A 20,792-nucleotide genomic window follows, 5' to 3' on the forward strand; every position below is an offset into this window, starting at 1 on the left:
GGCATTATCCATATCCAAGGAAATCAATGAATACAAACAATACCCCTGATGCTGCCAAGCCCCGCCAGATAGAACGGGTGCGCCATACGCTGAAGATGCGCCTACTGACAGTGCTGCGCACTGAACACCTGACACCGCACATGCTGCGCATCACACTGAGCGGCGATGACCTAGACGGCTTTGTCTCCGCCGCCCACGACGATCACGTGAAGCTGTTCTTCCCTGCCCCCGGCTCGGATCAGCCCACCCTGCCAACACTGGGCCAGCAAGGTGTTGTTGCAGACGAGAATATGCAAAAGCCGATAGCCCGCAATTACACGCCGCGCCGCTACGACGCTGTACGCAAGGAACTGGATATCGATTTCATGCTGCACGGCGACGGCCCCGCATCATTGTGGGCAGCCAGAGCCAAGCCCGGCATGACTTTAGGCGTAGGCGGCCCGCGCGGGTCAATGGTCGTGCCGAATGATTTTGACTGGTATCTGCTGATAGGCGACCAGACTGCCCTGCCCGCCATCGCACGCCGGCTGGAAGAGTTGCCCGCACACGCACAGGTGATTGCGGTCATCGCGGTCGCCGATGCAGGTGAAAAGATTGCGCTGAGCAGCGATGCACAGACACGCTTGATCTGGCTGGATCAAAGCACCTCGTCGGCCGATACCAGCGACTTGTTTGTATCCGCATTGAAGGACCTGGAATTGCCTGCCGGTGATGGCTACGCCTGGGTTGCAGCAGAACTCAATAGCGCGCAAACGGTACGCAAATACCTGCTGCAGGAACGCGGCCTGGACAAGCATCAGGTGCATGCGGCGAGCTACTGGAGAAACGGCGCCAGCGAGCATCACCAGACGCATGACGACGAATAAGGCCGGGTTACTGGAATGTGCAGCACAAAAGAAAACGGGCTTGTTGAGATCAACAAGCCCGTCGCAAGAATAGCTGGAAAAATGAATCAGCTTACAGCTTGGCCTTGATCAGCTTGCCCAGCTTTTCCACGCCTTCATTGATCTTGGCTGGTGGCACCGTTACAAAGCTCAAGCGCAGCGTATTGGTTTCGGCTTCGTTGGCATAGAAAGGTCCGCCAGGAACGAAAGCCACATTCTGCTCAATCGCCTGTGCCAGCAACTGGTTGGCATCGATGTGCTTAGGCAGGGTCACCCAGATGAACATGCCGCCTTCAGGGCGAGTCCAGGTAACGCCTTCTGGGAAGTATTTGCCCAGCGCTTCCAGCATCGCAGCGCATTGCTTGGAATACAGGTCGCGTATGGTCGGGATATGCTCGTTCAGGAAACCATCCTTGATCACTTCATGCACCACCATTTGCGTCAGTTGCGAAGTGTGCAGATCGGTTGCCTGCTTGGCCTGTTCCAGCTTGCGGATCAGCGTTGTCGGTCCGACCACGTAGCCCAAACGTATGCCGGGTGTCAGCACCTTGGAGAAGGAGCCCATGTAGATCACGCCGCCAGGATTCATCGTCAGCATTTTCGGCAAAGGCTCGCCGGTGTAGCACAGGTCGCCGTAAGGATTGTCTTCCACCAGCGGGATGCCCAGCCTGGCGCAGATATCCACCAGCTCGTAGCGGCGCTCTACCGACAAGGTACGGCCGGTTGGGTTCTGGAAATTAGGCAGTGCATACAGCAAGCGCGCTCCGGCGCCTTTGGCGGCAACGGAAGACGGCACCAGGCCGTGATCGTCCATCTCTACCGATTCAAATTTTGGCTGATAAACGGAGAAAGCCTGCAACGCACCCAGGTAACTCGGCGTTTCCACCAATACCTTGCTGCCTTCATCAATCAATACCTTGCCCAGTAAATCCAGCCCTTGCTGGGAACCGGACACCATCATGACCTGATCGGGCAAAATCTTCGCGCCGTCGGTGGACAGGGATTCGGCGATGAATTCTCGCAATGGCGCATAGCCGTCTGTCGGGCCGTATTGCAATGCCACTTTGCCGGAGCGTGTCAGCACCGAGTCAAATGCAGCGCGCATGCGGTCCACGGGAAAGGTTTCCGGGGAAGGCAGGCCGCCCGCGAAGGAAATCACTTCGGGCCGCATGGTGATCTTCAGGATTTCGCGGATCGCCGAGCTTTGCAACTGCTCAGCGCGGTGGGAAAATTTCCACTCTATCGGGCTTGGGTTTTCGAGTTTCATTGTGTGTCCTGTTCAGATAGCGAGCATCGCCGAGATCGAATAAACACAGTTCGCTCAGCAATGCGAACTGTGTTTATTCGATTTCGGCAATCATTTCGATTTCTACGCAAGCGCCCAAGGGGATTTGCGCTACGCCGAAAGCGGAACGAGCATGCTTGCCCTGGTCGCCGAATACCTCGCCGATCAGTTCCGAAGCGCCGTTAGTCACCAGATGCTGCTCGGTGAAGTCGCCGGTGGAGTTCACCAGGCTCATCAGTTTGACGATACGTTTGACGCGGTTCAGATCGCCGCCGCAAGCTGCCTGCAGGGTTGCCATCAGATCGATCGCCACTGCGCGTGCTGCCTGTTTACCTTCTTCTGTGCTGATATTCTTACCCAACTGGCCTACCCATACCTTGCCGTCTTTTTTAGCGATATGACCGGACAAAAACACGGTGTTACCGGTTTGCACATACATCACGTAGGCAGCGGCTGGCGCAGCAACGCTTGGCAACTCGATATTCAGGGCTTTCAGTTTTTCGTAAAAAGACATGGCAGTTCCAGATAGTTGGTTGTAGGGCAATGCCTCAACAAGATCAAGAGGCGAATTACATATTGTACGACCCTGAACGCATGATTAACACCCCTAAATAGCCCTGAATGCACTGATTTAATTCGGTGTTTGTGGCTATTTTTTTAATATCACCGCTTTATATTCATGCGCCGGCCTATGCCCACCACCACAATGACGGCGATCGCAAAAGCGATATTATTGATGCTCAGTGGTTCGCCCAGAATCACGGCAGCACCCAGCAAGGTCAGGAAAGGTTGTATCAATTGCACCTGCCCGACGCGCGCAATGCCGCCCATCGCCAGGCCCTTGTACCAAAAGAAGAAACCGATGAACATCGAGAACAGCGATACATAGGCGAAGCCCAGCCATGCTCGCGGCGAAGCCTGCACGCCATAATGCCAGCCCAGCCATACGGTCACCGGCAACAGCACCGGCATGGACAACACCAGCGCCCAGCAGATCACCTGCTGGCCACCCATGCTTTGAGACAGGCGCCCGCCCTCTGCATAACCCATCGCCGCGGCGACCACTGCGGCAAACAGCGCCAGATCCGCCAGATGAAAACTGCCGCCGCCCTGCTGCAATGCAAACACGACCACCAGGCCGCTGCCGAGCAAAGCCATGATCCAGAAGCCGACTGAAGGCCGCTCATGAAAACGCAGCGCCGCAAACAAGGCGGTAGCCAGCGGCAGGATACCCAGCACGATCGCACCATGCGACGCCGGCACATAGTGCATCGCCACTGAAGAGAATACCGGGAAGCCGACCACCACACCCAGCGCTGTCACCAGCAGGGCCTTGAGCTGCGCCTGGTCGGGAAGACGGGCACGCATGCGGTACAGCAAAACAGCGGAGATGCAGGCGGCAACCACCGCACGCCCAAGCGCCACAAGTACAGGGTTCAGTTCTGCCACGGCCATGCGGGTGAACGGCAGCGTCAGGCTGAAGATCGCCACGCCTATCGCACCCAGCCACATGCCGGTCGTCTCGTCTTTTCTTTGTATCTCTTCTGCAGCCAGCATGCGGTCTCCGCTCATATTTTTATAGGCTTGAAGCCAAATCGCTCTATATCACTCTATAGCAGGAACATCCACACCGCGGTCAATGCCAGCGAGATTCCCATGCACAGATTGAAGATACGCAGGCGATTGCCGACCTGCAGCCAGCTACGCAGCGACTGTCCCATCCAGGCCCAGGCCACCAGGCTGGCCGCGCTGATCGCGCCGAAGCCCAGGCTCATCCATATCATGCGCACAAAAAAATCTTCATGGCCTATGGCATAGGTGGAGGTGGCTGCAACCAGCGTCATCCAGGATTTGGGATTCACGATCTGGAACATCGCTGCCTCTTTCACGCTCAGCGGCTTGATGGTGCCGGCATTGGACAGCTTGCTGGAAAAGCACAGCTTCCATGCCAGGTACAGCAGGTAGGCATTACCGGCAATTTTCATCAGCAATAATAAATTCTGGTTGCCCTGCAAGACCGCCATGCCGCCCATGCCGACGGCCCACATCATCACCACAAAACCGAGAGGCACACCGGCCACCTGCGGCAAAGCCGCGCGCATGCCGTGATTGACGCCCGTGGTCGCTGCGATGGCGACATTGGGGCCGGGAGTAAAGCAGCCTATGAAGGCAAACGCGAGAAACGCGACAATTTCAGCACCGTGCATATCATTCCTTTTTGAATTCTTTTCCTGCGTTCTTTTTTACTGTAATTGCTAATTGATTCTCTATGGCTGCAAGACTTTGGCAAATATCTGATGGTCGATATTGCCGCCGCTCAGTGGCAGGCCGACCTTCTTGCCCTTTAGCATAGCGCCAGCCTGTATCGCTGCCGCCAGCGATGCAGCACCCGCGCCTTCGGCTACATTGTGAGTTGCGGTAAACAGCAGCTTCATCGCCGCCCTGATCTCGTCATCGCTGACTGCCACCACATCATCCGCATGCCTGAGTACGACTTCCAACGAGCCGTCATCCGGCACCCGGCATGCCATGCCGTCTGCGATCTGCGTGGTGACCGGCGACTCTAGCTTGCGCTTTTGCTCAAACGATAATTTGTAGCCCAGCGCATGACTGGAAACCACGCCTATCACGCGGGTGGACAGACCCAGCGCATCGCGGGCAGCAATCGCTGCGCAGATGCCCGATCCCTGCCCTATCGGTACATACACCACATCCAGTTCGGGTTGCGCGTTGAACAGTTCCATCCAGTAGGTGGCAACCCCGCGCACCAGATCGCGGTGGAAGGATGGGATCATGTGCAGGCGTTGTTCTTCAGCCAGCGCAATCGCATACTCGCGGCTTTCCTGGAATTCATTGCCGTGTTCAATCAGGTTTGCACCCAGCGCTCGCATCGCGGCATTTTGCTCCTTGCTGTTGCCGTGCGGGACCACGATGGTCGCTGCCAGGCCGCAACGGCGGGTAGCGAAGGCAACCGACTGGCCGTGATTGCCGCGCGTGGCTGAAATGACACCGGTCGCCTGTGGTAAGTGGTGCAGCAATTCCTGCATGTAGACCAGGCCGCCGCGCACCTTGAAGGCGCCGACCGGCGTGTGGTTTTCATGCTTGAGCCATATCTCCGCACCCAGTGCATCGGAAATCTGCTGCCACTGATATTGCGGCGTAGGCGGCATCGCCGCATAAACGATCTGCGCAGCGCTTGCTATCTCACTCTTTGTCGGTAGCACGAATGTCATGGTATTCCTTTGCGGCCTCTTTGCGATTCTTTACTTTATCAAGCCTGGCTTCATGCCGCAGCCAATTGTCCACGTGGATTACCCGATGTCGGTGTACGCTCATTCATGGGGCAAGGCAAAAGATCAACACGGCTGAACTCGCCGTCCGCCTCAATCACTATATGCCGCAACGGCTGCAATACCAGGGTTTCGCCGGCCTGCAGCCAGTAGTCGTATTCGTCGCCCTCCTGGGTCACCCACACGCGGCCGCAATCAATGCTCAGCTTCAGCACGATATCCGCGCTGGCGGAGATCACTTCTCCGGCCTGCAGGATGAACGAGTCTTTCGCATTGATTTTTTTCATAGAGCCGCCTTATGTCGTCGTACGTTTGCAGTAATTGATTTATATTTTTTTCACGCTGATGGTTCAGTCTTGCTTTTTGCCTTGATTCCCGCTTTGATTCCATCCAACGTTTCTGCTATCCTAATTCACATTACCGGTACAGTACCAGTACAGTAAAAACGATAATTCACGTACTGTTATGGCGATTTTCCCGGTACAGTTATTAAAGTTTCCTACCGGCAGATGCTAAAAGGCCTACATCATGCAAACCAGCAACACCCTCATCACCCGCGATTCCAGCGGCTCCCTGGTAGAACAGATCGTGCGCTCCGTCGCCAGCCGTATCGATGACAAGCTGCTGCGCACCGGTGCGCGCATGCCGTCGATACGCCAGTTCGCCGATGAACAGGAGGTGTCGCGCTTCACCGTCGTCGAGGCGTATGACAGGCTGGTGGCAAAGGGTTATCTGGAATCGCGCAGGGGATCGGGCTTCTTTGTGCGCGAACGCGCGTCGATGATGACGAACGGCAATCCGGTAGCGCAAAGTACGCCGCCGGGGCAGCAACTGGATGTGGTGTGGCTGGTCAGGAATATGTTCCGCCAGTTGCCGCCGCAAAAGATGCCCGGTTCCGGTGTCTTGCCGCATGACTGGCTGGATGGCGAGCTGGTTGCCAACGGTTTGCGCTCCATCAGCCGCCTGAACCAGAATTTGCTGCTGCACTATGGTACGCCGCAGGGATTTCTGCCATTACGCCAGCAATTGCAACTGAAACTGGCAGAACTGGAAATCGCCGCTGCGCCGGAACAGATCGTGATGACCACCGGAGTGACGCAGGCGCTGGATCTGGTCGCGCGCGAATTTACGCAGCCGGGCGATACGATTTTTGTCGATGATCCGGCCTGGTTCCTGATGTTCGGCTCCTTCGCCATCCTGGGCGTGAAGGTAGTGGGCATACCGCGCCTGCATGACGGCCCCGATGTCGCCAAGCTGGCCGAGCTGGCCGCAGTACATAAGCCCAAGCTCTACATCATCAATTCGGTCATGCACAATCCGACTTCCACTTCGTTGTCGGCAGCCAAGGCCTTCCAGGTATTGAAGACCGCCGAAGAACACGACTTCATGGTCATAGAAGATGATATCTATTGCGACATGCATCCCGGCACGGCCGTACAGCCGGCCACCCGCATTGCCGCGCTGGACCAGTTGCACCGTGTGATTTATCTGGGCGGTTTTTCCAAGACGCTGGCCGCCAATCTGCGCGTGGGCTTTATCGCCACTTCGCATGACATGGCGATACGCCTGTCGGACAGGAAGATGCTGTCAACGCTGACGACGACCGAAATCGGCGAGCGCGTGGTGTACAAGATTTTATCGGAAGGCCATTACCGCAAGCACGTGGACCGCATTCGCGTGAAGCTAGATTCGGTTCGGGACAATATCACCAAGCGCATAGAAAACCTGGGCATGAAGGTGGATTACCGCACGCCGGCCGGCATGTTTTTGTGGACCGATACCGGCTGCAATACCAATGCCTTGACGGAAAAGGCAATGGAACAAGGCTTCCTGCTGGCACCCGGCAGCCTGTTTTCACCTAACCAGTTGCCGTCCACACGCATGCGCATCAACATCGCTGCGATGTCGGATCCGGGTGTATGGGAATTTTTGGAGAAGGAAGTTGGCAACTAGGCTGGCATTGAGTTGCTATAGCGTTTATAACTGACTTAGAAACAGGCATGTAATCAGGGTAGCCGCCCGGCTACCCTTCAAAAATCCTCGGCTGGATTTACTCGGCGTCTTGCCACCAGTGACGGCCAGCCTGAGGCTGCGCCAGGTCCAGTTGCTCGCCCATCTGCGGCGTGCTCAGTGTCACGCCTTTCTGCTGCGCCAAATCCACAATACGGTCAAACGGCTCATGCCACGGATGCATCGCCAGATCAAAGGTGCCGTTATGGATGGGCACCAGCGTCTTGCCGCGCAAATCGATATGCGCCTGCAGTGTCTGTTCAGGCTGCATATGGATGTCCGGCCAATCTGCGCCGTAGGCGCCGGTTTCTATCAGCGTGATATCGAAAGGGCCGTATTTGTTGCCTATGGTTTTAAAGCCGTTGAAATAACCGGTGTCACCGCTGAAGAAAACCCGCAGGTTGCCATCCATGATGACCCAGGATGCCCACAGCGTGCTATTGCCGTCAAACAGGCCGCGTCCGGAAAAATGCTGCGATGGCGTCGCCACCAGTTGCAGGCCGTCCACAGTCGCCGATTGCCACCAGTCCAGCTGCCTTACCTTGGCTGCCGGTATGCCCCATTTGATGAGGGTATCGCCGACGCCCAGCGGTGTCAGGAAGTGCTCCACTTTGTAGTTCAGTTGCAGGATGGCGGCATGGTCCAGATGGTCGTAATGGTCGTGCGACAGGATCACGCCCTTAATGTCAGGCAAATCGGCAATGGTGATAGGCGGCTGGTGAAAGCGTTTTGGCCCCATCCATTGCAGCGGCGATGCGCGCTCGGAAAATACCGGGTCGGTCAGCCAGAATTCGCCGCGCAGCTTCAGCAGCATGGTGGAATGCCCGAGGCGGAACAACGAACGATCCGGAGCGGCAGCCAGTTGCTCCCTGGTCAACGCTTGCACGGGAATAGGCTTGGCGGGCACGGTGTTGGCCGGCTTGTCGAACATGAAACGCAATATCAGCCTCAGGCTTTTGACAAAACCCAGTTTATGCCTGGGTGCGGCATTCCTGAACTTGCCGTCCTCTTGCTGGGAGGCAGGGGGATAATACAAATTGTTGCGTGTCGAGAAGCTACCGGTCGCCATGGCTTCATTCCTTAGCAAATGATTGTGGGATTACAATAAAATTACACTACACGGTGTAGTTTTTATGAAGTATAGGCGCGATCTCGAAAAAAGTACACTAATCAGTTGTCAGGAAAAATTAAGTTTGAAACAGGAAAATTAAGTTTGAAAAATGCCTCCTTAAAAATCAAGCATTTGCGTCATTACAAACTTAATTAATCAAATTCGGACTCAGCGTCACGACGGCGACCATCACAACTTCATCTAGTAAAAATACGTTGCTTTATGCCAAGTCTTCTATACCTATCTCGTTTCCATTTAACAAATTTAACTAATTTAACGCCGTTTAATTTTTAAAAATTTCATCCAACTCTATTTAAATCCGTTTAATTTTTACGAAAAAAAGCATAAACGTAAATTTAATAAATCCGATTTTTGGATCCAAATAGATTCCACAAGAACATTTATCTAATTGACATTAAATTGTGTCTAGATTAACTTTTTTGCCGTTTGATATTTTTTTTTTCGAAAATCGACTATCTATCCGCACTTTTTTGACGTGTTGGTATTGCATTATCAAACCAACTTGTTAAAGTAATTTGCTGACTATTTTTTCTTGAAAGCAAATCAAGTACGTTTAGTACGCGACCAAGGAATTAAGCAAAAATGACCATCTCCGCGCTAGATTTAATAAATTTAGGATTTGGAGGGTGTAACGGACGATTACAAGAGCATCTTCTGGACTAGCATTCGTGATGCATGTAATCAAAGAGAAAACTACGTAGGAATGTTTATATCGTCTAACTCAACATTTTCAACATTGGTAAAACGGAAACAAAAAAAGCCACGATAGTGGCTTTTTAGGACCCAATCAGAGATTGAGCATACTTCTGAACATAGCAATTCAAAGTATCTCCTCCTGACCGGGTCCGGTCAAGCCCTTTCCGCTCGAAAAACGCCTGATTTTGCAAATTTTTGCCGCATCGGAGGGCAAAACACGCCCAAAATATTTAACCGGACCGATACGCCATGGAAATTTTTCATTTAATTATCAAAATATATATTTTTATTGACATCAATTTGTCGCAATTTGGTTCTGATCACGAAGTGCCACTTGGATCAAAGAGGTGCTGCGAATGAGTATGTCACCAAAACAAATTGCGGAGCTCAAGTGGGTGGCTCGCGCGATAAAAGATGGCAGGGGAACCGGCCACGACATTAACTACACTCCCTGGATACAAATTAGAAGATTTGATCTCAATTCGCGCGGAAGATCCCACGTTGTCTTCAATCCTGATTTGGGTCGGCAACACCATGTGCTAAGCGATTTAGAGAAGAATGTCTTGCTCATTCTTATTTGGGCCAGGCCAAGAGATATTCGAGAGCAGTTCCCACTGCAGCTCATTGGATGCGAGCTAGAATTTTGTAATCGACAGCCCACTCCAATCGGCACAATCGAGGCAGCGCGGGCACTCGGGTACCGCCATCCTCAAATTCTCAAAGACTATCTGAGGCATTTGACGACCGATTTTCTGGTAACGCTACAGAACGGCCGCAAACTTGCCGTTTACGTGAAATACCATGATGAGCTAGAGAACGGACGACCGAAGCGCCTTGGAGAGCTGTTGAAAATCGCAAAGTGCTATTGGCACTCTCGGGGAGTACAACTGGTCGAAATTACCGACCACGACATATCGCCCGAGAAAATCACATGGTTTACTTGGGCATTCGAATCATCGCATTCACTCTCGAAACCATCTACCAGAAATGAATTTTCCAAACGTGTATTGCAAACTGACAAAGGCGAGACAATGTCCCAAAGGCTCGAATGGGTCGCTGCCGATATGGACATTCAAAGGACACAAGCGGTCCATCTGCTGAAACAACTCATCCTGCTTAACGATTTGGTTGTCGACTTCAAGAGGCCACACGATCTATCGTTGGCTTGGCCCAATCTTAGAAAAGCGTCGATCTCAGAAAAATCTCGCTGGCATTTTAATAAGCCAATACCTTTGGCCAGGGGGACGAAATGACACCCGCCCCAGGAACGCTCATTAGATTTCAGGAAGGTTCATCAACAAAATTAAGTGGACTGTACAGACTCGTCTTCGACTTGCAGCAATCATTCTTCGTGTATGTTTTTCAAATTAAAACACCTGAAAAAATAATATGGTCTACTAATGGCGCAAAGCCTAAGCGTCCGTCAAGGTCTGTATCGATGCCACACCCGTGCTCGAGAACTCTGCTTACCAATGATCTTAAATCAGGCCACGCCGTAATCATCCCTGAGGGGGAAGATAAATTACTCCTGCCGCAAGAACTAGTAGGAACTCAACTGTCAATTTACAAAAGAAACTCCGGCATTTTAGCGAAATTAACCGACCCTGAAATACTCGCTGAGATGCTAGTACTAGATCTCTGGGGGAAACACATCAAACTGATAGCCCAGGAGACAGGCGTGCACCATTTATTGGTTCGCCGTCTTCTCTCTAGGTACTTCGAACTGGGCATGAACATAGGAAATGCGTCGGCATCGCGATACTCAAATTGCGGAAAGTCAGCGCGAGCAAAAAAAACCAGATCAGAAACCAAGAAAAAGCTAGGCCGGCCGAGCAAACTAGTCAAAAGCGGCCATAGACCGGATCTCGCAGGCACAAATAGCGAGAGATTTTATCAGCAAGTAAAAATCTACCTGGACACGAACTCACTAAAAAAGGCGTCAACGGCAGCCCAGTATAGGCAGTTCAAATCAAACTTTGGCATTCAACTTTTTCTCACTGCAAATAAGATCGAAAAAGTAGCGTTGGAAAATTTTTTGACCGAGGGGCAGTTCAGAAATCTTAAAAGAAAAATTCTCGGAGAGATCAATTATGAAAAAGCGACAATATCCACCAACAAAGTCCGCATGTCAAATCGCGCAATGCTCGGCAGCGCCCAAGACCAAATTTCCTATCCTGGACACACGTACATTATCGACTCGACTATTGCTGACGTCTACCTCGTCAGCGCCTTCGATCGTACCTTACTACTAGGACGACCATGCGTGTACATAGTGATCGACGCATTTAGCCATCTAATAGTTGGAATACACGTGACTATGGAGAGCGCTAGTTTTGAGCAGGCAAGGATAGCACTGTATCGATCGATGACTGATCGCACCCAATGGCTCGATTGGCTCGGATTGTCATCCTGGAAGAACAGTTTCCCCCGAGGATATCGGCCTACGCATATATTTGCGGACCGAGCCGAACTGCTCAGTAAAAATGGGCGAGCTCTAGCTGCCGAAATCAAAACAACTCTATCGATTTCCGCGCCTTATCGCGCCGACTGGAAAGGCTTGGTTGAAAGGCAGTTTGGAATTCTCAATGAGGAGACTCTTCACTGGGTACCTGGCGCCGTTAGAGCGCGCTTTCAACACCGTGGAGAGAGAGATGTCCGTTTAGACGCAGTGCTAACGCTCTACGAGTTCACTAAATTGATCGTCCTGCATGCTGCTCGAAGAAACTCTTACCACATCATGTCTCAGCATATCACTGCTCCAATGTGTAGGGCCGGAACCGAAGCCACTCCAGTCGGGCTCTATAATTTCGGAATGCAAAATCTGCGATCAGCGCCCCCCGTTTTTAAGCATCTCGACGCGTTGTCCAGTTTTATGGAGCCATGCCAGGTCGTGGTGAATAAAACCGGATTTTATATTGGACAACAAAGATACCTCGCTCCGTGGATGAAGGAAGAAAAATCTCTTCTCTTGTCAACATTTGGGAAAAAAGTTGACGTCATAGGCTACCGCGATCCCGACGTTCCAGAGGCAGCGTATTGCTCACTAGGTGATGGGGAGTTGAGATACATGAAAATCAAATCCAAACACACAGACGATATAGCAACTTACGACGACATTGTGGACTTTGAGGCCTACAACGAATTAAATGGAAAAGAGCATTTCGCAACCACAATGCCCGAAAAAACCGAGATTGACGCGATGACCCAATCAATTGTCGGTGACGCGACAAAAGCGACAAAACAAGCGCATAAGAACAATCCAAAATCAAAAAGCGAAAGGACGGCGCACTTAGATAAAAATCGAGTGGCCGAAAAGGCGCGCGAACTCAACAAGCAATATGACCCATCCGAAGATCCTTCAGAGCAGGTCTCGGCGAATCAAACGTCACCTGGTAACGAGACCCCAGAAACCATGGTAAACGCTTTTCTAAAAAAAATCAGCCAGAAGGATCGAAAATGATAGTCGATGCGACCTACCTCGAACAAAATTTGCCTCGCCGTTATATCGGAAACCCGTTGTTGGAAGCACTGCCGCCTATTGCAAATCCAGACCACGTTGTAGATCGGCTTTTTAATCTGCCGAACATAGATATGGATGAAAGCAGACGATTGCCCAACTACATTCGTCTCCACGACATCGATATACTAGATCAGTTGTATTTGCCGCGACAAGAGTTCATAGACCTCGAACAGCAAACGGGGCTGATTTTGAGAAATGGACTTTTGCCTCGAAATCCTTTTGATGCGAAAACTCAACGCTATTTAGACACAATCAAAGAGCAGATGCGAAAACAAAAGGCCTTCAACAACGGACTACCAGGCACCATTTTGTTCACTGGTCCAAGCGGTACTGGAAAGACAACTGGGATCAGGAATGTGTTGTCCATGCTCCCGCAAGCGATCCAACATATTCACTATGGGGAAAAACCATTTAAACAACGTCAGGTTGTCTGGCTGTCGTTAGATGCACCAGTTGGAGGTTCGATCAAAGGCCTGCTGCTGAGACTTTTTAGATCCTTGGACGAATGCCTAGGACTAACAGGTGACGCTTCATATTTTTCAGAATATCAAGGCACCAGGATGTCTATTGATGCACAAATCGAGAATTTTGCAGCAGCTGCCACAACCTATTTCACCGGATTAATACATATTGACGACTTACAACGTGTGACTGATGCAGATGAAAAGCTACGCAAACAAATCTACAATTTTATTTTGCAAATCGCAAACGTCGCTAAAATTCCGCTAATCCTCAGTGGCACTTCGAAAAGCGCAGAAATCTTCGGCAAGTCGTTCGAAGTCGGGCGGAGAACAACGACTTCGCTACCGATCATCTTGGAACGAGCCCCAACCCCTGACGACGATTTTTTCTCGGCACTGGCAAGAACACTATTTGATTACCAGTGGACGCCTGAAGGTCTTGAGTTGACCCCAAAGGTTCAAGAATACCTGTGGCATCTGTGCCAAGGTATCTCATCGCTTGCGATCACTATTTACAAAGGAGCTCAAAAATACGCAGTTGCCAATAGTGTCAGGAAATTCAAAATAGATCACTTAGAATACGCTTACAAACAGCTGCGAGTCCTTCATCCTGCTATAGAGGAACTCAGGAAGGGCGGACATGATGCTGTCTCAAAATATGAAGACCTACTCCCTGATAAGGTAATGGTCCTCAAAGCATTGCAGCAGCTCGGAGAAAAGAAAAAGTCCTCAGATAAGCTCAACGCACTTTTAAAAGCCCAAGCGCGTTGCTGACTCGGTTTCGCTATTGATCCAGAAAATTACCGCGCGCCTGCTTTTTCCCCAACGTTCCAATTCGAATCGTTCATAAGACTCATTGTCAGCTCGAATCAGTTGCAAGCAGCAATTTCGCATGCACTGTCCAGTGACTCGCTGTGTGCCGTTATCTGACAGCACGCAGACAATGCGTTGTATGAGCGAGCGGACCAACGAAAGAAAGAACTCGTTTTATAAAGGCGCGTGAATCTGAGACAGCCCCATCACTCCGCTTGAATAAGGCCGAGCTTTTTCAACGCCCCATTTTCGTACACTCCTTCGAGTTCGGAGTCTTGAAATAAGGCTGCCAATAAGCAAGCCCATCTCAATGGATGATCCTTTCTTTTCCCTGACAAGAGTTCATTGACCCAATGCGCCGACGCAAACCCTCTAAATATTTCCAGATGAGATTCCATACATTGAGGGAAAACTTTTTTCCACCAATTAAACAATGCCAACCGATCCAACGTGTTAGAAGCCGCCAAAATTTGGCGCTCAAAAAAGAGCTTGATCGTGCGGCGCCTGAGTTCGTCGGTGTTAATGCATTGTTGCTGGGAGCTTTCGAGGACTAGCTTTGTTACTCGCCTAAGGAACGATGACTCTTCAAGAGTGAGACTTAGAGATTCTCTATGGTTTTCACAATCAATCGCGCGGTTCCAGCGATGACGCGAAAAATGACAATTCTTCACAATGTTTAAGAGTGCTCTGTGTGATTCACAAAAATAAACACCGGGAAATTGGTGCGCTGCGCGCCAATATGGAAACCCAATTTGATTAATATCCTCCGCTTCGCACTGAGGGCATATTTTTATATCGTGCACTCCAGAAATGCAGCTGGTTCCTACCCCAAATTGCCGCAGCAAATCCTGATCAGGTTGAGCCGAGCTTAGTTCAAGCAATTGATCAGCGCGAGAAGGATGCATGAATGGCAGGTATGCGCCAGCAACGGTCATTTCTCTCAAAACACGCATTGGAGGGCCAATGCCATCGACAGTAGATGCGAGGTGACTAAGTCCTTTTGGAATTCCAGTTAATTCGGATGCGCGCGCAAATCCAAACAGAAATTTGGATGATGTTTCTGCCCGCTGAAATCCGCTGCGATGGTGAAATCGAGCACAAAGGCTGTACAGAGCTTCGCCTTGCTGTTCGCTTAACCAGAAAGTGAGAATACCTAAATTAAGAGCGCTTTCACGCAATTTCATTCACCTATAGATAACAGATGAAAAGTACATTAAATTTTGATTTAAAAATTGCACCAGCTGAAACTCTTTATTCCTACGCCGTACGCTTCTATAGACGATCAGGTTATCGGTCTTGGGGAAATTTTTGGAATAAATTATCGGTTAATGGTCCAAGGTCTTCGGATTCAATGTTGACCAAAATAGACGGGCTAGCTCAGCTAACTGGTTGTCTTGAACAGGGAAATACTCAGATCTCCAAAAACCATACGGCCTTTAACTACCTAGGGGCATTTCTTCGTGATCCAACGTGGAACGATATGCGCCTAAAGCAAGGTGCCTCTAAATTGCACATGTCCAATCGCGCCTTTAGTTTGGCCAACGAAATGGGAACACGCATTCAGCAGTTTAGATATTGCATGTCATGTTGTGAAGAACAAATTCAATTATTTGGTCATACCTATTGGGCCAGACATCATCTAATGCCTGGGGTTGAAGTTTGCTGGCGTCACCAAGAAATTTTGCAAAAGGTCCAAGCCAGCATCCACACTGATGTGCTCCCGAAAGACTTCAAGATTGAAACAAATTCCCCTGAGCCAGTCCGCGAACAGTCCATCTGGCTTGCCAAAACATCAGAAACACTCCTTGCGACTGAGGCTGGCAGCCTTGCTAGAGAAGCGGTGATAGAGGTGTTTCAAGCCAGAATGATCAGCCTCGGTTTTAAAGCTCAGAATGGCTTCTGCCGTAAGAAAATTCGTCAAAAGTTAATTGCGACCTGGGGGACGCACGCGCTCGAGCGAATTAGCGCCAGGTTTCTGGTACGTCAACCGATTGAAGATTGGCTTCCGAGCTTGTACACCAATCACAATCTGAGTTTTCCGACGCTCCATCATTTGTTGTTGATCGGAGCACTATATAAAAATTTTGATACGTTTTTCAGAAATGTGCAGGAGCAGTTAAATGGGCAAAACTAGCATCTTTCCGCACCAAGAATGCTCGGACTAAGCCAGTGAAGTTCAGGTTTAATGCTTTAGAGGCCAAATCAGCCTCGAAGGAAAAGTAGAACGCAGGAGTGCCTTTAAGGAGACGCATCCGTACTGCCCTAAGGAAATTTGAGATGGTGTTAATGTCATAGTGGAAGTCCTTGCCCATGATTTTGTCTTGGTTATCGGGCGAATGCCCCTCGACAATGAGTTGATGAGTGATGGCTGCTACTACTGCATTGATCTGGGTCATTATCTTTCCTTTTAATAGTAAACGAGTTTCTTCGACATAATCGCGTGCGTAGGGTTTTGGATATAAATCAAAAGACTTCTTGTTTTTAAGTCGCGCAGCCAATGCGGCGTGATCGGAAGCCGCATTTTTACATTCGTGCGTCGCCCCACCGAGGTCGTGTTTGAATGTGGGCACTGACCCCGGTCCCTCGCTCACAAAACTTTCCTTGGAGAAAATTGAGTTCCCTCACTTGTCCACAACAGCAGCAGCACCTACGAGGACTTCATCCAGAAAGCCTGGGTATCCCCAGCCTTCCACCGACAACTTCACCAACACGGCGTGGGCCGATCGAACATGTAACATAGCGCCAATTGGCGCTAGTGAGTCTCCTAGAACCGCTTGGGACCCCATGCCTTCTGGCCAAAAGTCATTTTGTGTTGCATTTAGCGTCATCGTTGCATTGGTATAAGCGGGGCCGGGGGTCACGCCCCATAGCTTGGCCGATACAAACACATCCCACGTGCCCGCAGCCAGCCAAAAGCCAATCAAAACCTTCGCGTCATTCCCAATATCATGTCGCCCGGGTAACTGCTTTTCGAAACTTTCTCGGTGCACGATATCAGCAACCAAGGGACGGTGTACTTTGCCTGTCATAACCTTGATCCACATCCAATCTGCCATTTTGAGCTCCTTTTTTAAAGATGAATTCCACTTGGCTGGACTTCCAAGCGGAACTGTACTGCGTAGTACTCAGTGGAAAGAATGTTTTCGACCTTGGTATCCACGTCTCCGTTCGAGCGATGCTCTTGACGAGGGGCTAGGGCTCCTTCTGTGTTGGGGTATGTTATTCAAACGCTATGTTTGTATTATTGATAAATTTATTGGATAAGCAACTTCTTTTTGAAAATTTCCCGGTGCACGACATTAGTTTGGACAGTTCGCTAAACTTGTTGGCTTTCGAATATTACGGAAGATATTCCGGTCCACACTTCTCCTATCCTAGTAGAGAAGAGCTTACTCAAATTGGAACTGCAACTTATTTCCTTGAGGGGAAGCAGCACCAGATTGAGGTGTGGCGCGATCGAGACCAGAATCTTAAAAGAAAAACAGATGATGTCCTTGAGACTTACGTTTTTAAGCGACCTGGCGAGATCGAATGGAATATGGTTGTCCTTGATCTGAATCGAAAGATTCGAACGGATATTGGCAGAACTAATTTGTACAGGATCGGTCATTTCACGGACTGGTTCAGTCTTTCCCACTCGTTGGCACGCCCCAAAACCAGCTACCAGTTGAAAACAGATAGCCAACCGCAAGCGAGCGAAAAAGCCAGTTCTTCGTGTACATGGTATTCCCTCGAGCAACAAGGTCTTGAAACTAAAATTTGCTGGAGCAAAGCGTTTCGATTACCACTTCTGATTACCGATCGGGACGGACGAACTCAGTGGAGGGTGGCTTCTGCTGATTCTCGGCAGCTCTCCGCTTTAGCCTTCAAGCCGCATGATGAAGGTTTCGTAAAAAATAATGCGAATGACGACATTCAGCCCGACTAGGGATATTGAGTTGTCTAGGCCAGTCAAAACTATTACACTTGAATTGCGCACACACTATTCAATAGATTTTTTTGATTGATGCGTTTATTGTTCCTCAGCGCCTTCCTAGTTACTCACTTTGTTCAGCTTGCTCATGGTCGAGAGCTTCCAGAAACAGATCGAAAGCAGCACTCGATATCTTGAATATGCCTTGATATGGATGAGTCAATTCTAAGATGAGAAAATTTGCGCTCGCGACGGCGACGGACCCTAAGAGCAAAAAAAGTATTGCGAATATATTCCCGTCACTTAGGCTTCCATATAGAAAAAACAACAAGCAAGCCCAACTAAAGACAACGACAAGAAGCAAAGTCGGCACCAGATTTGAAAGGCTCCTGATAATGTTAGACTGAATAGTCGCAAAACTAGTGGAAAACTGCCGGATAGCATTCAAATCATCACGAGTAACGTTTTCAAATTTCTCAGCAATATTATTTATCTTCAAAATTATTTTCACATCATCGGAAAGATGATTATAAGTTACGTCCGCATGATGGGCTCCATGTTCATCGGGCCAATATCGCTTCAACAAACGTACTACCACATCCTTCAAGAGCGCCCTGGGCACATCCGACACTCCAGGGAATTGTTTCAGCAAAAGGTCTACATTCGCTAATGCACTGACAAGCGAATTAAAATCAGCCTGATGAGCATTAAAAGCTGCATAAGAGGACGACACTAGCAAGCCTAAAACGATGGCGAAAAGCGTCCCTATCAGTCCCGAAACTGATTTTACTGATTCGGCTGAAAGATGAACCTGGGAAGGAAATAGTTTATGTACCCAGATTCCAGCGATGGCACACATAAAAGTACAAATCGCGACTGCTACGCATCGTCCAACTATCTTCATTCGTCTCACCCATAATAAATAAAAATTCACCTCAAATGAAACAATCGCCATGACGTCTCTTCGAGTCAGAGCGTTGGCACCTGGCATTCACCGGAATGCGCAAAAAGGATGTTGTCGATATGCTGCGGAAATGCGCGATTTAGTCAACGCCGGGCACAACATTCGCTGATTGCATAGCGCTTACGCGTCAGCGCTAGAAGAACAATCAAGTCACCGATATTATTGTTATCGCGGCACCTCTAAGACGGCGGACTGGATGTGCCCTGCGGTCACAGCCGCGCCTAGAACGGCAAGAGCTTCAGAAACTACAGCGTCGACTTTTTCCATTGGCCCGTCATGTAGTACTGTTCGATCAGGTCGAACCACTGCGACCCACCCGACCGGAGCAGCGCCTGGTACGAGGGCATCGGTCAGGTCTTCCCAAGAGTTTTCACCGCATCCGCTCTGCCCGCGATGACGCAATTGCAGGAGCGTCCCGCCAGCGCTCAACCATTCTCCGCGCAGCTGGAGGCTAAGCAGTTTTACCGGATCGCAACCAAAGCCGATCAATGTGAGCTGCTGTCCGATTGCATCATCACTTTTTTGCACCGGGGCACCAATAGATTGGCGGACTAATCCTTGCGGCAAAAGGCCGCCACGTACCAGGCGCGAGCGAGACCTGCCTCGTACGAATAGTCCGCGACCAAATTGGTTTTTCGGCTTGATACGCAATTCCTCAAACATTGCTCGCGCTGACGGAATAAGTTGCATCATCCACATTAATCCGTGAATTCCAAAAGCTTTCAGGCGGTTGGCGGGCATCACAAGGGATCCCATGAAAAGTGCAAGCTCAATGATTGATTTTGCGTGAGGGCGGCGCTCAATATCGTACGTATCCAAAATCGTTGCCGATGCGCGTCCTTGCACGACCCAGGCTAGCTTCCAGCAGAGGTTGGCGACGTCGCGCAGGCCCGCAACCAGACCTTGTCCAGCAAACGGCGGTGTGATGTGTGCCGCATCTCCGACCAGAAATATTCTTCCGCGAGAGAATCTGTCAACGATTCTGGCGTGAAAGCGATACACCGCAGTGCGTTCAATGGATATATCCTCCGGCTTGCACCACGGCGCCAATAATTTTCGGATGCTCTCTGGTTTTTCCATTTCCTCGCGAGTTTCTCCGGGCTGCAGTTTGAACTCCCAACGTTGACGATTTCCGGGCGCCGGCATGTGTGGGGTGGGACGACGGGGATCGCACATAAATTCGACATGGTCTATGGGATCAGGTACGTTTTGTGCGTCAACTATCAACCAGTCCTGCTCAAATGTTTTCCCTTGAAAAATTAATCCAGCATGTCGGCGCACGAAAGAGCTAGCACCGTCTGCACCGACAAGGAACCGAGTCCATACTGTTTCAACCTGACCATCAGCCATGCGCACGTCTACATGAACTCCTTGGGCATCCTCTCTAATGCCAATCAGTTCAGCACCCAGCGCAACTTGGACGTCAGGGTAGGCAGTTAGCCGCGCGCGGAGTGTTCGCTCTAAGTCCGGTTGATAAAATGTCACGAGGCGAGGATGGCCGTCGAGTGGACCGGATGTATTTGCGCAAGCGTAGTTGCCAAAGATTGGTGACCGCATCTGCACCTTGGCGATCGCTTGGGTTTCAAAAGACCCTTCTTCCAAGCCAGCCATTTGCAGTATTCGTAGAGCCTCATTGTCAAGTACGATGGCACGAGGCGCCATGAAGATATCAGGGGATTTTTCGACCACGAGTGTGCGCACTCCGTAGCGGCCTAATAGATTAGCTGCGGTCGCACCAACGGGACCAAGTCCAACTAGCAACACGTCGACAGAAGAGGGTAAGGTTTGTCTCATAATAGTTTTTTTTAGTTAAGCTACAGTACA

General features: G+C 50.4%; 19 protein-coding genes. 7 read left to right on the plus strand and 12 right to left on the minus strand.

Annotated features, from left to right (window positions below; all coding sequences use genetic code 11):
- Positions 1-26: 26 nt before the first annotated feature.
- The gene (locus tag IEW12_RS11500) at positions 27-866 is read left to right on the plus strand and encodes a siderophore-interacting protein (RefSeq protein WP_188566182.1); all 840 of its coding nucleotides are present in this window, start codon (positions 27-29) and stop codon (positions 864-866) included.
- 91 nt (positions 867-957) lie between these two features.
- On the opposite strand, the gene IEW12_RS11505 is transcribed toward IEW12_RS11500, so the two are convergent.
- The 6 genes from IEW12_RS11505 to IEW12_RS11530 all read right to left on the minus strand — a co-directional run bounded on the left by IEW12_RS11505 (position 958) and on the right by IEW12_RS11530 (position 5,746).
- Entirely contained in the window at positions 958-2,151 is a 1,194-nt protein-coding gene (locus IEW12_RS11505; RefSeq protein WP_188566183.1) for an aminotransferase-like domain-containing protein, read from the minus strand.
- Positions 2,152-2,224: 73 nt separating this feature from the next.
- Positions 2,225-2,683, minus strand: coding sequence for a RidA family protein (locus tag IEW12_RS11510; RefSeq protein WP_188566184.1), 459 nt, complete (start codon positions 2,681-2,683; stop codon positions 2,225-2,227).
- A gap of 149 nt (positions 2,684-2,832) precedes the next feature.
- Entirely contained in the window at positions 2,833-3,726 is an 894-nt protein-coding gene (locus IEW12_RS11515) for a DMT family transporter (RefSeq protein ID WP_229751055.1), read from the minus strand.
- Positions 3,727-3,779: 53 nt separating this feature from the next.
- Entirely contained in the window at positions 3,780-4,376 is a 597-nt protein-coding gene (locus IEW12_RS11520; RefSeq protein ID WP_188566185.1) for a LysE family translocator, read from the minus strand.
- A 60-nt stretch (positions 4,377-4,436) separates the two neighbouring features.
- A complete protein-coding gene (locus tag IEW12_RS11525; RefSeq protein WP_188566186.1) occupies positions 4,437-5,402 on the minus strand; it encodes a threonine dehydratase in 966 nt (321 codons plus the stop codon).
- Between the two features lie 50 nt (positions 5,403-5,452).
- Positions 5,453-5,746, minus strand: a complete 294-nt coding sequence (locus tag IEW12_RS11530) for a DUF2917 domain-containing protein (protein ID WP_188566187.1) — start codon at positions 5,744-5,746, stop codon at positions 5,453-5,455.
- Positions 5,747-5,987: 241 nt separating this feature from the next.
- On the opposite strand from IEW12_RS11530, the gene IEW12_RS11535 reads away from it, so the two are divergent.
- On the plus strand, positions 5,988-7,412 hold the full coding sequence (locus tag IEW12_RS11535) for an aminotransferase-like domain-containing protein (protein WP_188566188.1): 1,425 nt from the start codon (positions 5,988-5,990) through the stop codon (positions 7,410-7,412).
- Positions 7,413-7,509: 97 nt separating this feature from the next.
- On the opposite strand, the gene IEW12_RS11540 is transcribed toward IEW12_RS11535, so the two are convergent.
- Positions 7,510-8,538: an MBL fold metallo-hydrolase gene (locus IEW12_RS11540; RefSeq protein WP_188566189.1), complete on the minus strand. Its 1,029-nt coding sequence runs from the start codon at positions 8,536-8,538 to the stop codon at positions 7,510-7,512.
- Positions 8,539-9,653: 1,115 nt separating this feature from the next.
- On the opposite strand from IEW12_RS11540, the gene IEW12_RS11545 reads away from it, so the two are divergent.
- From IEW12_RS11545 to IEW12_RS11555, 3 genes are read left to right on the plus strand one after another with little or no spacing between them, the layout of a single operon-like run.
- Entirely contained in the window at positions 9,654-10,550 is an 897-nt protein-coding gene (locus tag IEW12_RS11545) for a TnsA endonuclease N-terminal domain-containing protein (protein WP_188566190.1), read from the plus strand.
- Positions 10,547-12,757: a TnsB C-terminal domain-containing protein gene (locus IEW12_RS11550; protein ID WP_188566191.1), complete on the plus strand. Its 2,211-nt coding sequence runs from the start codon at positions 10,547-10,549 to the stop codon at positions 12,755-12,757. Before IEW12_RS11545 ends, IEW12_RS11550 begins: the two co-directional genes overlap by 4 nt.
- The gene (locus IEW12_RS11555) at positions 12,754-14,052 is read left to right on the plus strand and encodes an ATP-binding protein (protein WP_188566192.1); all 1,299 of its coding nucleotides are present in this window, start codon (positions 12,754-12,756) and stop codon (positions 14,050-14,052) included. The genes IEW12_RS11550 and IEW12_RS11555 overlap by 4 nt, the downstream gene beginning before the upstream one ends.
- A 245-nt stretch (positions 14,053-14,297) precedes the next feature.
- Here the strand turns inward: IEW12_RS11555 and IEW12_RS11560 are convergent, their stop codons facing one another.
- Entirely contained in the window at positions 14,298-15,275 is a 978-nt protein-coding gene (locus IEW12_RS11560; RefSeq protein ID WP_188566193.1) for a TniQ family protein, read from the minus strand.
- A gap of 17 nt (positions 15,276-15,292) precedes the next feature.
- On the opposite strand from IEW12_RS11560, the gene IEW12_RS11565 reads away from it, so the two are divergent.
- A complete protein-coding gene (locus tag IEW12_RS11565) occupies positions 15,293-16,225 on the plus strand; it encodes a TniQ family protein (protein ID WP_188566194.1) in 933 nt (310 codons plus the stop codon).
- Here IEW12_RS11565 and IEW12_RS11570 read toward each other — a convergent pair.
- Positions 16,188-16,682: a hypothetical protein gene (locus IEW12_RS11570; RefSeq protein WP_188566195.1), complete on the minus strand. Its 495-nt coding sequence runs from the start codon at positions 16,680-16,682 to the stop codon at positions 16,188-16,190. The two genes, IEW12_RS11565 and IEW12_RS11570, sit on opposite strands and share 38 nt — an antisense overlap.
- A 30-nt stretch (positions 16,683-16,712) precedes the next feature.
- A complete protein-coding gene (locus IEW12_RS11575; protein WP_188566196.1) occupies positions 16,713-17,147 on the minus strand; it encodes a hypothetical protein in 435 nt (144 codons plus the stop codon).
- Positions 17,148-17,323: 176 nt separating this feature from the next.
- Here IEW12_RS11575 and IEW12_RS11580 point away from each other — a divergent pair, with 176 nt between their 5' ends.
- Positions 17,324-18,019, plus strand: coding sequence for a hypothetical protein (locus IEW12_RS11580; RefSeq protein WP_188566197.1), 696 nt, complete (start codon positions 17,324-17,326; stop codon positions 18,017-18,019).
- Between the two features lie 109 nt (positions 18,020-18,128).
- Here the strand turns inward: IEW12_RS11580 and IEW12_RS11585 are convergent, their stop codons facing one another.
- Positions 18,129-18,959 carry a bestrophin-like domain gene (locus tag IEW12_RS11585; protein ID WP_188566198.1) on the minus strand — a complete coding sequence of 277 codons (831 nt, stop codon included), beginning with the start codon at positions 18,957-18,959 and terminating at the stop codon, positions 18,129-18,131.
- Positions 18,960-19,133: 174 nt separating this feature from the next.
- Positions 19,134-20,762, minus strand: coding sequence for a bifunctional 3-(3-hydroxy-phenyl)propionate/3-hydroxycinnamic acid hydroxylase (locus IEW12_RS11590; RefSeq protein ID WP_188566199.1), 1,629 nt, complete (start codon positions 20,760-20,762; stop codon positions 19,134-19,136).
- Positions 20,763-20,792: the final 30 nt, after the last annotated feature.

Source organism: Parundibacterium terreum (assembly GCF_014636315.1).
Lineage (GTDB): Bacteria > Pseudomonadota > Gammaproteobacteria > Burkholderiales > Burkholderiaceae_D > Undibacterium > Undibacterium terreum.